At 60.3% G+C, this 17,152-nt stretch carries 9 protein-coding genes; 8 read left to right on the forward strand and 1 reads right to left on the reverse strand.

Annotated features, from left to right (window positions below; all coding sequences use genetic code 11):
- The 6 genes from OW493_RS13840 to OW493_RS13865 all read left to right on the forward strand — a co-directional run.
- On the forward strand, positions 1 to 6,047 hold a 6,047-nt coding region (locus OW493_RS13840), incomplete at its 5' end, for a VCBS domain-containing protein (protein WP_289864495.1).
- A gap of 97 nt (positions 6,048 to 6,144) precedes the next feature.
- Entirely contained in the window at positions 6,145 to 8,319 is a 2,175-nt protein-coding gene (locus OW493_RS13845; RefSeq protein WP_240704257.1) for a type I secretion system permease/ATPase, read from the forward strand.
- A complete protein-coding gene (locus OW493_RS13850) occupies positions 8,312 to 9,694 on the forward strand; it encodes an HlyD family type I secretion periplasmic adaptor subunit (protein WP_084207911.1) in 1,383 nt (460 codons plus the stop codon). The genes OW493_RS13845 and OW493_RS13850 overlap by 8 nt, the downstream gene beginning before the upstream one ends.
- Positions 9,695 to 9,727: 33 nt before the next feature.
- Positions 9,728 to 11,032, forward strand: coding sequence for a TolC family outer membrane protein (locus tag OW493_RS13855; protein ID WP_176493571.1), 1,305 nt, complete (start codon positions 9,728 to 9,730; stop codon positions 11,030 to 11,032).
- A gap of 63 nt (positions 11,033 to 11,095) precedes the next feature.
- A complete protein-coding gene (locus tag OW493_RS13860; RefSeq protein ID WP_141392320.1) occupies positions 11,096 to 13,021 on the forward strand; it encodes an EAL domain-containing protein in 1,926 nt (641 codons plus the stop codon).
- 23 nt (positions 13,022 to 13,044) lie between these two features.
- A complete protein-coding gene (locus OW493_RS13865) occupies positions 13,045 to 13,713 on the forward strand; it encodes a transglutaminase-like cysteine peptidase (RefSeq protein WP_077378262.1) in 669 nt (222 codons plus the stop codon).
- Between the two features lie 101 nt (positions 13,714 to 13,814).
- Here the strand turns inward: OW493_RS13865 and OW493_RS13870 are convergent, their stop codons facing one another.
- On the reverse strand, positions 13,815 to 14,228 hold the full coding sequence (locus OW493_RS13870) for a hypothetical protein (protein ID WP_077378265.1): 414 nt from the start codon (positions 14,226 to 14,228) through the stop codon (positions 13,815 to 13,817).
- Positions 14,229 to 14,591: 363 nt separating this feature from the next.
- On the opposite strand from OW493_RS13870, the gene fabV reads away from it, so the two are divergent.
- Positions 14,592 to 15,794 carry an enoyl-ACP reductase FabV gene (fabV, locus tag OW493_RS13875; protein WP_077378268.1) on the forward strand — a complete coding sequence of 401 codons (1,203 nt, stop codon included), beginning with the start codon at positions 14,592 to 14,594 and terminating at the stop codon, positions 15,792 to 15,794.
- 247 nt (positions 15,795 to 16,041) lie between these two features.
- A complete protein-coding gene (locus tag OW493_RS13880; protein ID WP_169477227.1) occupies positions 16,042 to 17,043 on the forward strand; it encodes a GlxA family transcriptional regulator in 1,002 nt (333 codons plus the stop codon).
- The last annotated feature ends 109 nt before the right edge of the window (positions 17,044 to 17,152 follow it).

Here is a 17,152-nt window from a genome sequence, read left to right on the forward strand (position 1 = left end):
CCGACAGCTTCAGCGTCGTGGTCACCGACATCACCGGGCAGAGCACCAGCGACAGTCTGGACATCGCGATCCTCGATACCGCGCCGACGGCCAACGCCGATACGCGCAACATCGACGAAGACACCACCACGGCACTCGACGGCAACGTCATCGACGGCGCCAGCGACACCGCCGACACCCTGGGGGCCGATGCCACCAGCGTGACCAGCGTCACGCCGGACGGCGGGAGTGCGTCCGACGTCACGGCAGATGCCGCCGCAGTCGTCACCGGCGACTACGGCACGCTGACGCTCGAAGCCGATGGCAGCTACAGCTATGTGCTCGACACCACCAATCCGGCCGTGCAGTCGCTGGATGATGGCGAGAGCCTGGCGGACGAATTCAGCTACACGATCACCGACGCCGATGGCGACACCTCCAGCACCACGCTGACCATCATCGTCGACGGCTCCACCGACGCAGTCCCCATCATCACGTTGGCAGACAAGGAAGTGACCGAGGCCACGGGTGCCACTGTCACTGACACCTTCCAGGTCGAGGCGGATGCCGGCATCGCCAGCGTCACCATCAATGGCACGGATATCACTTCGGCGTCAGTGGATAGCCCCATCGTGATTCCGGGCGCGACTGATGACGAAGGGACGCTGACTATCACGGGCTACGATTCCGGCACTGTGTCCTACACCTATGTGGAGGATGGCACGGCTGCGGATCACACGGCTGGTGACAATAGCGTGTTCGACAACTTCGCCGTGGTCGTCACTGACTTGGCAGGACAGAGCACGAGCGACAGCCTTGACGTCAAGATTCTGGATACCGCGCCGGTTGCCAACCCTGATGAACGCACCATCGAGGAAGATGCGACGGATGAACTGACAGGCAACGTGATTGACGGTATCAATGACACCGCAGATACGCTGGGCGCCGATACGCCGTTCATGGTCTGCAAACTGGACGATAAAGGGATTGCCGACGGCGGCAGTGCGACCGTCACCGGCGACTATGGCACGCTGACACTCAATAGTGACGGCAGCTATACCTACGTATTGGATACCACCAAGACGCAGTCGCTGGCTGATGGTGTGCAGGCGGAAGATGTCTTCACTTATGTCCTGGAGGACAGTGATGGTGATACGTCTACCACCACGCTGACCATCAACATCACGGGGTCTGACGATCTGCCGGTACTTACCGCAGACACTGGTGCCGTGAGTGAGGACGACGTACTGAGTGCCACTGGTGCGCTGACGGCTACCGACGTGGACGGCATCGCTCCGACCTTCGTCGCCGCCACCGATGACAGCAGTGTCTACGGCAGCTTCGAGGTCGCCGCCGACGGCAGCTGGACCTACACGCTTGATAACGACAGTGCAGACGTACAAGGCCTGATTGAAGGACAGACCGTCACCGAGCAATACATCGTGAGCCTGTCGGATGGCACCAGCACTACCGTCGATATCATTATTACCGGTGCTGATGATGGTGAGCCGACCATCGACTCGTTGGAAGATCAGTCAGTCATCGAGGGTGAGGGTGCGACCGTCACCGATACCTTCAATGTCCAGGCTGATACTGGCATCGCTACCGTCACCATCAACGGCACCGATATCACCGGCGCGACTGCAGACAATCCGGTCGCGATTCCTGGCTCGGATGGTGATGAAGGTACGTTGACCGTCACTGGCTACGATGCCGACACGGGCACCGTCTCTTACCGCTATGTGGAAGATGGTACTGCCGCTGATCACTCTGGCGGCGATGACAGCGTTGTCGATAGCTTCACCGTGGTGGTGACGGATGTTACCGGCGCAACAGCTACCGACAGCCTCGACGTCACGGTTCTGGATACCGCGCCGGTTGCCAATGATGACACCTACACCATTCGTGAGGACGATACTTCCCCTGATGGTGAGCCGGTGATCAGCACCAATGTGATCTCCAGCGTCGTAGGTGGCGGGCAGGATGAGCTTGGTGCCGATGCCGTGACCATCACGAAACTGGACGGCATCTTGCTGGCAGACAACGGGGGTAGTGTTACCGTCGATGGCAGCTATGGCAGCCTGACCCTCAATACCGATGGCAGCTTCAGTTATGACTTGGACGATGTACGTGCCCAGGCATTGGGAGCGGGTGATCTGGTCAAGGAGGAGTTCGAGTACACCATTCTTGATGCGGATGGGGATTCGGATACCGCTGTCATCACCATCAATGTCCAGGGCTTGAACGACAAGCCGGTGGCCTATGACGATGGCCCGATTCTGGTCGAGGAAGATACTCCGGTCAGCGGCAACGTCCTGAGCAACGATGTTGATGCCGATGGTGATGAGTTGAGCGTCGTCAGCTTCACTGTTGACGGCGATACCTACGACCCGGGCGAGACGGCGGATCTTGGCGAAGTCGGCACACTGCTGATCAATACTGACGGTACCTTCACCTTCACGCCCGGTGAGAACTACAACGGTCCGGTGCCTGATACCACCTATGTGATCACGGATGGCACCGAAATTGATGAAGCCATTCTCAGCTTCCAGGATGTCACGGCGGTCGATGACCCGGTTGTCATCAGTACAGATGATGGCGCTGTTGTCGAAGATGGTGTGACACAAGCGTCGGGTACGCTGACCGCGACCGATGTCGATAGTGTTGCGCCGACATTCGTGGCCGCGACCGATGACAGCAGTGACTACGGCAGCTTCACTGTCAATGCTGACGGTAGCTGGACCTATACGCTCGACAACGACACAGCTGCTGTTCAGGGGCTGACGTCTGAAGACGAGATTGTCGAGCAGTACACCGTCACGCTCAGCGATGGTTCCACCACGACAGTGGATATCGTGATCACCGGTACTGATGATGCACTGCCGGTCATCAATTCACTGGAAGATCAGTCCGTCACCGAAGCGACAGGAAGTACGGTCACCGATACCTTTACCGTGAAAGCTGCGGCAGGTATTGCGGCAGTGACGATCGCTGGTGTGGATATCACGGATGCCAACACCTCACCGGTAGTGATCTCCAATCCAGATGGCGAAGGGACGCTGACCGTCACTGGCTATGATGCCGACACCGGGGTGGTCTCCTACAGCTATGTGGAAGATGGCACTGCGGCTGATCATTCCGGTGGCGATGACAGTGTCGTTGACGACTTCGCTGTAGTGGTGACGGATCTTGCCGGTCAGAGCACCACATCCAGTCTGGATGTCACCGTTCTGGACACCGCGCCGATAGCCAATGCTGATACCCGCAGCATGAACGAGAATCGTAGTGCTGCCGTTACCGGCAATGTGGTGGACGGCTCATCTGCGACGGCGGACACCCTGGGGGCCGATGCGGTCACCGTCACCGCCGTCACTTCCGGATCAGAAACCGTCGCGGTGAGCGATGGCGCGGCGGCTGTGATCACTGGTGCTCATGGCGAGCTGACGCTTGAAGCGGATGGCTCCTACAGCTACCAGTCAGCACGCGAAGATCTGCAGTTCCTCGCGGCGGGTGAGTCGGTCACGGATGTCTATACCTACGTGATCAGGGATGCTGACGGTGATACCTCCAGCACCACTCTGACGATCACCATCAATGGTCGCAACGACGGCCCGGCGATCAGCGTCAACAGTGGTGATAGCGCCTCCGCCAGTCTGACGGAAACGGACTCCGCCCTGAGCACCAGCGGTACGCTGTCGGTGACGGATGTGGATCTCAGCAATAGCGTGACGCCAAGCGTGACCAGTGTCTCCAGCAATGGTGATACTGGCGCGCTGGACAACGATGATCTGCTTGCGCTGCTGGGGGTGGACACCGGCGCCATCATCGATGACGAGAACACTGAAGGGACGCTCAACTGGACCTTCGACAGCAGTGCTGCCGGGGAAAGCTTCGACTACCTGTCTGCAGGCGAGTCACTGGTCCTGACCTACACCGTCACTGTCACGGATACGGCGGGAGCGACAGCTACCCAGGATGTCACCATTACCATTCAGGGGACGAATGACGCTCCGGTGGTGACTGCGACTGAAGGCCGCGTCAGCGAAGAAGGGCTCGAAGGCGGTATCGCCGACAGTGATGCGGCTGATGGCTTCACGGATACTACCGATGCCACCATCGTCACCGGTACGGTTTCGGTCACGGATGTCGACAGTGACAGTGTCTCGCTGGTGCTGACGGCGCCTGCCACGGCCATCACGTCCGGTGGCAGCGCCGTGACCTGGGCTGGAAGCGGCACTCAATCTCTGGTGGCGACCGATGCCGAGGGCAATGAAGTCGCGACGGTGACCATCGATGACAGCGGCGCCTATACCTTCACTCTGAGTCAGGCGGTTGATCACTCGGGTGATGGGGAAGATGTCCTGTCTCTGGACTTCGGTGTGCTCGCAACGGATAGCGAAGGCGCAAGCTCCACCGGCACGCTGACCATCGGCATCGAGGATGATGCCCCCGAGCAGCAGGAAGCACAGAGCTTCTCCTCGACGCTGGTGGACACAAATCTCACTATCGTGCTGGATGTCTCTGGTTCCATGTCTGTTGCCAGTGGGATCGGCACCCAGACAAGGTTGGAAAGTGCCATTGAATCCATAAAGACCTTGATCTCGGCCTACGATGATTTTGGGGATGTTCGAATCAATCTGGTGACCTTCTCCACGACGGCAGACTCCTATGGGGCTTGGCTGACAGTCGATGAGGTCGAGGCTGTTCTGAACGATCTGACAGCTGGAGGTGTCACTAACTACGATGCCGCGCTTGCAGAGGCTATGGAAAATTATACGGCCGATGGCGCTATCGACAACGCTCAGAATCTGTCCTATTTCTTCTCGGACGGTAACCCTTATTTTGCTGATGGGAATAGTGATCGACTGAGGAATAGCGTCAGCATCACACAGGGGGGGCTCAATGACTCGGGTATCTCTGAAAATGAAGAAAACATCTGGACGGACTTCCTTGTAGACAACGGAATCAAATCCTATGCCATTGGCATGGGATCGGGGGTGTCCGAGGACAACCTCAATCCAATTGCCTACGATGGTTCAGCGGACGAAGATATCGATAGTACGGTCGTGACCAGCTTCGAGGATCTCGACGATACGCTTGCTGCCACGGTCCAATCACCCGTCAGTGGTCAGCTGGTATCAGGTAGTTCCGTGGATGGCAGTCTGTTGGGAGCGGATGGTGGTTATCTGCAATCGGTCACTGTGGATGGCACGACCTACAGCTATGATCCGGATACCAATGCTGTTTCTGCCACTGGCACTGACAACAGCAGCTACGATGCAGACAGCCTGGAGTTGACCATCTCGACGGATCTGGGCGGCAGCATGCTGTTCAATCTGGGGACCGGTGATTTCTCCTATACGCCGCCGGACAATGTCAGTGAGCGTTCCACGGACAGCTTCGATTACGTCACGGTCGACAACGACGGGGATACCAACACTTCCAGCGTCAGCATTGATGTCGACAAGTTGGCTGTCGTGATCGGGACCTCCGGTAACGATACTTTGACAGGTGATGGTGACGGGCCTTTCTATGCCGATTATCTGATCGGCCAGGGCGGCAATGACATCTTGAGTGGCGGTGTGGGCAGCGATCGTCTGGAAGGCGGTAGCGGCAACGATACGCTGAGAGGTGGTACCGGCAACGATATCCTGTCCGGTGGCGAGGGCGATGATCTTCTGGTGGGTGGCTCCGGCAACGACATCCTCACTGGCGGCGATGGGGCAGACACCTTCCAGTGGATGAGTGGTGATGACGTCAACAGCGAAGGCGGCATGGCGACGGATACCATCACCGACTTCAGTGTGGCGGATGGCGACGTCATCGATCTGTCGGATCTCCTTCAGTCCAATGGGGACGCCGATGCGCTCTCGAGCTTCCTGCACTTCGAGTCAGATGGGGACGGCGGTACCACCATCGAGATCAGTGTGGACGGCTCTGCGGGCAGCAATGTCACCCAGGAGATCACTCTGCAGGATGTGGATCTGACATCGGGCGGTGATTCCGATACCCAGATCATCCAGTCGCTGCTGGATAGCAATAGCCTCAAGACCAACGTTGACGGTTGATGCAAAAGATAAGGGAGATGGCTTAGGCCATCTCCCTTTTATTGCATTAGACTTCACCGAATGAATGTCTGCGAAGTGCCCCACTAAGGAGGACAGGTTGAGCGATCAACCCACGCCATTGAGACCAGAGCCGGTCGGCGAAAGAGAGGGCGACCCTCTGCTGAATGCGCTGGTGTTCATGGCGCGTTACCACGGCAATCCCCGGTCAGCCGCCGTGCTGACGGACGGGCTGCCGATGGAGGACGGGCGTTTGCCTCTGGCGCTTGTCAGCCGTGCAGCCGCGCGTGCCAATCTGAGCGCCAAACTGGTCAATCAACAGATCACCGCGATCAGCGATCTGTTGATGCCCTGCATTCTGATGTTGAATGAAGGGCGCGCTGTCGTGCTGCTGGAAGTGGATGCCAAGACAGAAAAGGCGCGAATCCACCAACCGGAAGCGGAAGGCGATGCATGGATCGAACTGGAAACGCTGACGGCACGCCATGATGGACGAGTGGTCTACCTGAAGCAGGAACACCGTTTCGATGAGCGCGCCCCGGAAACGCTGGAACAGAGCGATGGCCACTGGTTCTGGTCGACGCTGAAGCTCTCGACGCCTATCTATCGTGACGTGATTCTGGCCTCTGTCCTGATCAATCTGTTTGCCGTGGCATCGCCACTGTTCGTGATGAATGCCTATGACAAGGTGGTGCCCAATCTGGCGTTCAACACCTTGTGGGTCATGGCGACGGGCATGGCGATCATCATGGTATTCGATTTCGTGATGCGGCAGACGCGTGCCTATTTCATGGATACCGCCGGCAAGAAGTCCGAGGTGCTGCTGACTTCCAAGCTGTTTGCCAAGACCATGAATCTGCGCATGGAGTCGCGCCCCGGCTCCGTGGGCGGCTATGTGAAGCATCTCCAGGAATTCGATTCCATTCGCGAGTTCTTCACGTCAGCGACGTTGACCACGCTCGTCGACCTGCCGTTTGCGCTGCTGTTTCTCGCCATCATCTGGATCGTCGCCGGGCCCCTGGTACTTGTGCCCCTGATAGCTCTTGTCATCCTGCTGATCTACAGCCTGGCGATACAGAGACCGCTGCGCAACAGCATCGAGAAGGGCTCGCGGCTGGCGACCGAGCGCAATGCACGTCTCGTGGAAGCGGTCTCGGGGCTCGAGAGCCTCAAGCTGGCCAATGCTCAGGGAGAGACCCAGCGCCGCTATGAGCGTGCGGTGGGTCAGATCGCTCATTGGGGAGTGAAGAGCCGCAATCTGACGACATCCGTCAGCTCGCTGAGCATGTCATTGACGCAGGCCACCACGGTGGCACTGGTCGTGTTCGGGGTCTATCTGATCGCGGATGCACGACTCTCGGTGGGTGGGTTGATTGCCGCGGTCATGCTTTCCGGGCGCGCGCTTCAGCCCCTGGGGCAACTGGCGCTGCTGATTACCCGTATCGGGCAGACGCGCAGTGCCATGAGTGCGCTTGAGCAGATCATGGCGTTGCCTGAAGAGGCAGAAGATCGTCGGTACGTGCATCGCGAGACACTGCAGATGCGGATCGAGTTCGATCGTGTCGGCTTCGCCTATGCGCCCAACACGCCGCCGGCGGTGACCGATATCTCGTTGACCATCGAGCCAGGCGAGCGAGTGGCCATCATCGGCCGTATCGGTGCCGGCAAGAGCACCCTGCAGCGCCTGATATGTGGACTCTATCGCGCTACCGCCGGCAGCGTGCGAGTCGATGGTCTTGACCTCAACCAGATCCATCCCGCCGATGTCCGGCGTCATATCGGGCATGCCGGTCAGGACAGTGCGCTGTTCTTCGGCTCTATCCGCGACAACATCACCCTGGGGCAGCCGCATGCCAGTGATACCCAGATTGAACTTGCGGCCGATGCTGCCGGAGTGACCGAGTTCACTCGCCATCACCCGGAGGGGCTTGATCGCCAGGTCGGGGAGGGGGGACGGATGCTGTCCAGTGGCCAACGTCAGACGGTCCTGATGGCTCGGGCGCTTCTGATGCGACCGCCGCTGCTGTTGCTCGATGAGCCCGGTTCGCACATGGACAATCGTGCCGAGCTGCGCCTGAGGCGTATGCTCAAGTCATTGCCGCGTACCCAGACCATGGTGCTGGTGACGCACAAGAGCAGCATGCTGGAAGTGGTAGACCGCGTCATCGTGATGGAAGGTGGGCGTATCGTCGCTGACGGTCCCAAGGACAAGGTATTGAATGCCTTGAATGAAGGGCGTGTGTCCGGGCGCAAGCAGGAGGCTCAACGTGGCTAAGGCACCGATTGAACAGCGCGATCTTCACCACCTGGATGACGTCAGCTCAGCCGTTCTGCTGGCGACCCCCTGGAAGTCACGCATCCTGATCTGGATGGTGCTGGCCTTCATCGTGGTGTTCGTCATCTGGGCCAGCCAGGCGAGCCTGGAGGTCGTGACGCGAGGTTCCGGCAAGGTGGTGCCCTCCACCCACCTCCAGGTCGTGCAGAATCTGGAAGGGGGGATCGTGCGCGAGATCTACATCAAGGAGGGGCAGATCGTGTCGCCCGGAGAGCCCTTGCTGCGCATTGATGACACCAGCGCCGGTTCCGACCTGCGCGAGCGTGTCTCGACCCTGGATGGCTTGCAGGCCACCATCATCCTGTACGACACCGAGCTGGATTCCATCGCGGTGGACGCCTCTGCCGATGACTGGAAGGACCAGGTCGTCATGACCCGCGTCCCCCTGCCATTCGATGAGGAGTTCAAGACTCGCAGTCCTGCACTTGTCGCGCGTGCGATGACCGCCTATCGCACCCACCTCAACCAGTTGAACAGTGGCTTGAATGGCTCTCGTGAGCAGATTCTGCAGAAGGAGCAGGAGCTGAGAGAGCTGAAGTCACGCATCAATAGCCTGGAGCGCAGCTACCAGCTGTCACGTCGTGAGCTCAACATGACAGCACCGCTGGTACGTGAAGGCGTGGTATCGCAAGTCGATCTGCTCAAGATCCAGCGTGAGGTGAATGATCTGCGGGGGGATCTGGAGTCGGCGCGACTGGCAGTGCCTGGCAAGCAGTCGGAGCTGGATGAGGCCATCTCGAATCGTGTCGGTGTTGCCCAGGAATTTCGCTCGCGTGCAGCAGATGAGCTGGCCAAGACTCAGGCGGATCTCGGGCGATTGCGTGAGGGGCGTACCAGTCTTCAGGACCGTCTTGACCGTACTTTGGTGACGTCTCCCGTTCAGGGGGCCATCAAGACCTTGAATATCAATACCATAGGCGGGGTCATCGAGCCTGGCGAAGATCTGATGGAAATCGTTCCCATCGAAGATCAGCTGCTGGTCCAGGCCCGGGTGGCACCCAAGGACATCGGCTTCCTGCGTATTGGCCAGCCTGCCGTGGTCAAGCTGTCTGCCTACGACTTCACCATCTATGGAGGACTCGAAGGCGAGGTGGAGCAGATCAGTGCCGACACCGTTCAGGATGAAGAAGGCAACAGCTTTTATGAAATCAAGGTGCTCACGGAGCAGAACCACCTTGGAAGTGACTCAGACCCGCTCACGATCATCCCGGGCATGCAGGCCAGCGTGGATGTCATCACCGGTGAGCAGACCATCCTGCAGTACCTGATGAAGCCGATTCTGCGCGCCAGGCAAGGTGCCTTGCGTGAACGTTGATCATGGACATGAAGTATTCAAGGGCAACCCATAATGAAAAAGACACTCTTGGCATTGAGCGTGATGGCGGGGATGAGTTCCAGTCTCTCCGCTTCTGCGCAGTCATTGGAAGAAGCCGTTTCCAAGGCAGTGATGGAAAATCCGCGTACCCGCTTGCAGGTGACCCGTCATATCCAGCGTCTGGAAGAAGCGGAAGTCCAGCGTGGGGCCTATCGCCCGACGGTCGATCTGACCGGACGACTGGGCTATGGCAAGTTCGACTCCGAGGATGATGGGGTCAATGACGAGGATGACTGGCACGATTATCGTCGGTTGGATCTCACCATTCGCCAGCTGCTCTGGGACGGTGACACCACGATCGAGCGCATCCGTCAGGCAGAGACCGAAGCTGACTATCAGCGCCTGCAGACGGCCGCCGAAGCCAATGATGTCGCGTTGGATACGGCCGGGGCCTATCTGGATGTCATGCGTGATGAGCTGATTCTCAAATATGCGCAGGCCAATCTCGATGCGCACCGTCGTATTTCCAGTGATATCGGGCGTCGTGCCGAGTCCGGTCTCGGCGCACGCAGTGACGTGCGTCAGGTGGATGGCCGCCTGGCCAATGCCGAGGCCAGCGTGCTGTCCGCCCGGAACAACCTCGAGGATTCCCGCTCGGCGTATCTGCGTCTGGTCGGTGAGCTGCCCACGGATCTGAACCTCCCCAGCCTCGATACCGATCTGATCAGTGCCGATGTGGAGAGTGCCTATGTCCAGGCCAATCAGCGCAACCCCCTGCTGGCAGCGGCACGGGTGTCCATTGATGCGGCTCGTCATGAGGTGAACGCTGAGAAGGGTGACAACTACCCGGAATTCAGCATCGAAGGCAATCGCACGCTGACGGACGATTATGATCAGGACGAGAGCAGCTCCGATGACTGGAGCGTCGAACTGGTCATGCGCTACAACCTGTATCGCGGTGGGCGGGATCAGGCCGAGATTCGCGGACGCCAGGCAGCACTGGAAACCGTCGAGCATGACAATGATCGCGTGATGCGTGATGTGCGTGATGAGATCCGACTGGCCTGGAATGCACGCGAGAACCTCAAGCGTCAGATCGATTATCTGGAAAGCTATGTGCGTGCCGCGACGGATACGCGCGAAAGTTATCGCAAGCAGTTCGATATCGGCCGCAGGACGCTGCTGGATCTGCTGGACAGCGAAAGTGAGCTGTTCACTTCGCAGCAGAATCTGATTCGTGCACGTTTTGACCTGGAAACGGCCAACTATCGCTTGTTGTCCGCGACAGGTGCATTGCTGGATTCAATGAACGTTGCCGTACCGACCCGACAGGGTTGAGTCGCTCACGGCACCACCAGGAAGTGGTGCCGTGGTCATACTGACGGCTGATGAGGAAATCAGATGAGTCTTTCGCGCCGCCTGTTTACCTTGATGTTGTTGGTGCTGTTGGTGTTTTCCTTCGGTATCTTCTTCATTCAGGTCAACAATACCCGTGATTCACTGGCCGAACGACAGCGTGTCGAGCTCTCGAATCTCGCCCAGAGCCTGAGTCTTGCACTGGTGCCGCATGTCGAGCTTGGTGATGCTGCCAGCGCGGAAACCCTGATTCGCGCCACCCTGGATGGTGGATATGTCCGGGATATCCAGCTGGAAAGCGTCGCGCTCCCGGCCCCCATCGCGTTTGACATCACACGAGAAAGCCAGGCACCCGAGTGGTTTCAGCAGATGATTCCCATGCCGGTAGAAACGGTCAGCCGTGAATTGCCGGGTGGGTGGGCCTCTCTGGGGACGATCTCGCTGACGGGAGAGCCGGCCCAGGGTCACGATGACCTCTGGAAGCTCGCCAAACGGCTCGGACTCTGGTTGCTGTTGGGGGGCTTGTTGACCCTGCTGGTGGCCTCGCTGGTCATGCGTCGCCTGCTGCGTCCTCTGGACCGCCTCTCCGCACGTCTCAACGAGATGGAGACACAGCGTTTCGACGCGCCTCTGGAGGAAACCAGTGTCAAGGAGCTGCGTGGCATCACGTCGGCGGTCAATCGACTCGGGCAGCGTCTGCATACCCAGTTCGAGGCTCAGGCGGCGCAGTTGGCGCGCCTGCAGCGCCAGGCTGAACAGGACGCTGTCTCGGGGCTTGGCAACCGTGGTTACCTCAATCGTGCAGTGGATGAATGGTTGAGTGAGCCTCTGGGAGGCAGCTTCGCACTGTTGCGGGTCGCGCAGCTTGAAGTCGTCTATCAGGAGCAGGGCTACAAGGGACGCGATGCACTGCTGCGCGCCATCGCTCAGCGGCTTGAGCAGCGTGAGCTGGCCGGGGAGCCCATCGTGGCAGGGCGATTGGCCAATCATGACTTCGGCTTGCTGTTGCCAGAAGCCGATGAGTCCGCGCTGCAGGCCTTCTTGAAGGGCATCACCGAAGACATCGATCGACTGCTGGATGCCAATCCCATGGCGAACAGCCGCCCGATCGGTTGTGTCATCGGGGCGGCAAGGCGAGAGCCGGGCATGACCCGCACCCAGTTGTTCACGGTGGCGGACACGACCTTGCTGCAGGCCATCGAGCATGGCAGCAGCGTCGCGCTTGCCGAGGAAGGGGATCAGGCGCGTCCACGCGGCGAATGGCGAGACGTCATCGAGCAGTCGCTGGAGCGCCCTGATGGGCTCGATTTCGTGGCGCAGCCCGTGCTGTTCAATGATGGCAGTGAGCTGCACCGGGAGCTGTTCGCGCGTCTGCGTGAAGGGGACCAGCTGCACCGAGCCGGCGATTTCCTGCCGGTCGTGCGCCATTTCCGTCTGGGAGCACGCTTCGACCTGCATGCGCTGGAGTGGCTGGCTGCCCATGTCGATGGCATCGAGGCTCCACGTCTGGCGCTCAACCTCACCGAGGAGACGCTGGATGATGAGGCGAGCTTCTCGGGACTCATCAGCTGGTTGGGAGTCCATCCGCGTCTCTGCAAGCGTCTGGATATAGAAGTGTCGGAAAGCATCGCGCTTCGCCACCTGGAGCGCGTCAAGCTGCTGTTCCGGCGTGCACGCCGGCTGGGCGCGCGTGGAGGCATTGACCGCTTTGCACGTGAGCTGAAGGAGCTCAGTTATCTGGAGGCGCTGCGTCCGGACTACGTCAAGATCGATCAGGCGTTCTTCAAGCGTGACGATGTGGACACCGAGCTGTTGCAAAGCCTGTGCATGACGGCGCATCAGGTCGAGTCTCTGGTGATCGTGACACGGGTCGAATCCGAACAGGACCAGGCGCGCGTGATGTCCCTTGGCGCCGACGGCTATCAGGGCTATGTGGCACCGGCCGTCGATGTCATGGCGAGGAAGCCCTGATAGACAGCCAGGGGCTGGTCGCCATGTGGCAGAGACGCTGCTTCAGCTGGCTGATCGCCTGGGTATTGATGCTGTTCACGGTCGGTTCCGTACTGGCCCGCGATACGCAGGCACAACGTTTCATCGAGGTCTATGGTCAACCGGGGTGGGCGAGAGTCCAGCAATGGGAGCAGCTGCTCGTGGATCTCGACGGGCAGCCGGCCAGGCGTCAGCTCAGTGAGGTCAATGATTTCTTCAACCGGATGCATTTCACCGATGACATGCGCGTCTGGGGGAAGGAGGATTACTGGGCGACCCCGCTTGAGTTCCTGGGGGCCGGCGCAGGGGACTGCGATGATTTCGCCATGGCCAAGTATCTGACATTGCGTCAGCTGGGCGTGCCGGAGAGTTCCTTGCGCCTGCACTACGTCAAGGCATTGAGGCTCAATCAGTTCCACATGGTCGTCACCTATCAGGGCGCGGGCATGTCGATGCCTGATGTGCTGGACAACCTCAACAGCTCCATCCTGCCGGCCAGTGAGCGCACCGATCTCCTGCCGATCTACAGCTTCAATGGCAACGCGTTGTGGATGAGCAAGCGGCTGGAGGGGGGAGAGCGCATCAGCGACAGCCGAGGGCTGTCGAGTCTCACGGACTGGCAACGACGCTACAAGGACGGCGTCCTGAAAGCTCCCCTGCGCAAGCGCCCCTGAGGTGAGGGGCAGTTCAGCGTCGAATCGCGACAGGTATCGAGCAGAACGCCCCGTGGCCAGACCGCCACGGGGCGTTCTGCTTCATGCGGTGTCGGATCGCTTCATTCCGGCGTGTTGCCGCGCAGGTGGAGCACTTCGAGCAGGTTGCCGTAACGGTGACGGCTGGGCATGGTCGCCAGGCCGGAGAACAGCAGCCAGAAGAGGCGCTTCCCGCGAGTGAGCTGATGCGTATGCTGCAGCAGGCGCGACAGCAGACGGTTCTCGTCGCGCTCCTTGTAGCTCGGGGCCATGCTGACCTGCTCACGCACCAGCACCGGGGCCATTTCGAGTCGATACAGCGTTTCGAGTTCTCGGAAGCTCAGGCCGTGTGCCTCGACCACTTCGGCCATGTGCTGATACTCCGCCTCGCGGGGGTCACGCTCCTCCCAGAGAGGCGCCAGCGCCAGCCAGACCTCCTGGCGGCGTTCGAGCAGGGCGGCCACATCGGGGGCGAGGTGAGCGTTCTGGTCGTTCATGGAGAGATCCCGAGCGAAGGCTGTCAGACAGACACACCATCAACGGATGGCGCGAAGCAGGACAGCGGTGTGATGGCGGTGTGCTGAATGCGTCACATGATACGGCAGTCGTCATGGAGGGCTCCAGTGACGTGACATCAGCGCGGGTTGGCCCGCCGGGGCGGACAGCGTCGCCGACAGCCGCTAGAATAGCGGCCAGCAGCAGGCACACACGCCTGCATGTCCTGATTCGACAGCCAGACTCACCAGACGTTTTCAGAGCAAGGCACCGGTCGCGCAGCGTGCGCCGTGGTCGTTGCATACTGGAATCGGGCATCAGCATCGGCGGGTACACGCCGGGCCAACAGCAAACGAGGTTCTTACGTGATCATCAAACCCAAGGTTCGCGGCTTCATCTGCACCACGACTCATCCCAAGGGCTGCGAGCAGAATGTTGCCGAGCAGATCGCCATCACCCGCAAGACGGTCGGTGACAAGCGCGACGGTGGCCCGAAGAAGGTGCTGGTGATCGGTGCTTCCAGTGGCTATGGCCTCGCGGCGCGTATCACGGCAGCCTTCGGTTACGGCGCGGACACCCTGGGTGTCTTCTTCGAGAAGCCGGGCACCGAGAAGAAGGCCGGTACCGCAGGCTGGTACAACTCTGCCGCCTTCGACAAGTTCGCCAAGCAGGAAGGGCTCTACAGCCAGGCCATCAATGGCGACGCCTTCTCGCACGAGACGCGCGCCAAGGCCATCGAGCTGATCAAGGCCAACATGGGCGAAGTCGATCTCGTGGTCTACTCGCTGGCCTCTCCGGTGCGCAAGCTGCCGGACAGCGGTGAAGTGAAGCGCTCCGTGCTCAAGCCGATCGGCGAGACCTACCGGGCGACCGCCATCGACACCAACAAGGACACCATCATCGAAGCGGAGGTCGAGCCGGCCACTGAGCAGGAAATCGAAGATACCGTCACCGTGATGGGTGGTCAGGATTGGGAGCTGTGGATGCAGGCGCTGGACGACGCCGGCGTGCTGGCGGATGGCGCCCGCTCCGTGGCCTTCAGCTACATCGGTACCGAGATCACCTGGCCGATCTACTGGCACGGTGCGCTGGGTCGCGCCAAGGAAGATCTGGACCGCGCCGCCGGCAGCATCCACGAGAAGCTGTCCGCCAAGGGCGGTCGTGCCCACGTGGCCGTGCTCAAGTCCGTGGTCACCCAGGCCAGCGCCGCGATTCCGGTCATGCCGCTCTACATCTCCATGGTCTACAAGATCATGAAGGAGAAGGGCCTGCACGAAGGCACCATCGAGCAGCTCAACCGCTTCTACGCCGAGCGCTTCTATGGTGAAGGCGAGATCGTCACCGACGAGTCCGGCCGTCTGCGTCTCGACGACTGGGAGCTCAAGGACGACGTCCAGCAGGCCTGTCAGGAACTGTGGCCGCAGGTCACCAGCGACAACCTGTTCGATATCACCGACTACGCCAGCTACAAGCAGGAATTCCTCAAGCTGTTCGGCTTCACGCGTGATGATGTCGATTACGATGCCGACGTCGCCACCGACGTCGAATTCGATGTCGTGCAGATGTAAGAGCGCTTCAGCAAGCGCAGAGGTCAGGGTAGCAAGCGCTGCCAGCTGCCAGCTGCCAGCTGACCGCTGACCGCTGACCGCTGCCCGCTGAGCGATGACGACGCCACCCTTCGGGGTGGCGTCGTCGTATGTGGCGGCCTCATCTTGAGCGTCATGCCAGTCCGGGCCAGGCACAAGTGCCAGAGGCATGGCACAATATGGCGGCAGGTTTTCCCCACCCTCACGCGATGGACCTCGACTCACACCCATGCCCGTGGATTCACTGGTTTCCCCCCAGGCCCAGCAACGCCAGATCGGCTTCGTGCTGTTGCCCGGCTTCTCGTTATTGTCCCAGGCCTGTGCGCTGGAGCCCCTGCAGGTGGCCAATCAGCTCGCGGGGCAGACACTCTATCGGGCCGTCACCTTTGCGCTGGACGGGCGCGGTGTGGCGTCCGCAGCGGGCTTGAACCTGTCGCCGGACAGCCTGGTCGCCAGTGATTCGCGCCATCTGGATGCCCTGTTCGTGTGCGGTGCTCAGCCGGCGGGCGAGGCGGGCCTGCAGGAGGTGGCCTCGAATCCCGCGCTGCTGGCCTGGCTCAAGCGTCTGGCCGAGCGTGGCGTGATGCTGGGCGGCATCTCCACCGGCACCCGTGAGCTGGCTCGCGCCGGGCTGCTTGATGGCTATCGTGCGACGATCCACTGGCAGCGTGCCGAGTCGTTCCGTCGCGACTTCCCGCAGGTCAACGTCTCCCATCAGCTGTATGAGCTGGACCGTGATCGTGTCACCTGCGGCGGGGGTACCGCGGCGATGGACATGATGATGACGTTGATCGCCCAGCAGCATGGTCGTGCGCTGGCCGAGAAGGTCTCCGAGCATTTCGTCTGCGAGCGTATCCGGCTGGCGGACGAGCCACAGCACGTGCCGCTCAAGAACCGTTTCGCCCATGCGCCCCAGCCGCTGGTGGAGGCCGTGACCCTGATGGAAGCCAATATCGAGGAGCCGCTGTCCACCCACGAGATCGGCGAGCACCTCGGGATCTCGCGGCGTCAGCTGGAGCGGCTGTTCAAGAAGCATCTGCAGGCGGTGCCCAGCCGCTACTATCTGGATCTGCGTCTGGCACGCTCACGTCAGCTCTTGCGCGAGAGTGATCAGCCCATCGGCGAGATCGCGCTGGCCACCGGCTTTTCCAGCGCCGCTCACTTCTCCACGGCGTTCCGCAACCATTTCGGGCGCAGCCCCCGCGACGAACGTCTCATGCTGCAGGCCTGAAATGTCGCATCGGTGACAAAAGTCGCCTCCTGACATAAGTCGTCGTCCTTTCGCTGAAAGTCTTTGTCATCTCGCCTCCCTATACTCGGGAGTCATGACCCGTGGCTCG

Source organism: Cobetia sp. 14N.309.X.WAT.E.A4 (assembly GCF_030397495.1).
Classification (GTDB): Bacteria; Pseudomonadota; Gammaproteobacteria; order Pseudomonadales; family Halomonadaceae; genus Cobetia; species Cobetia marina.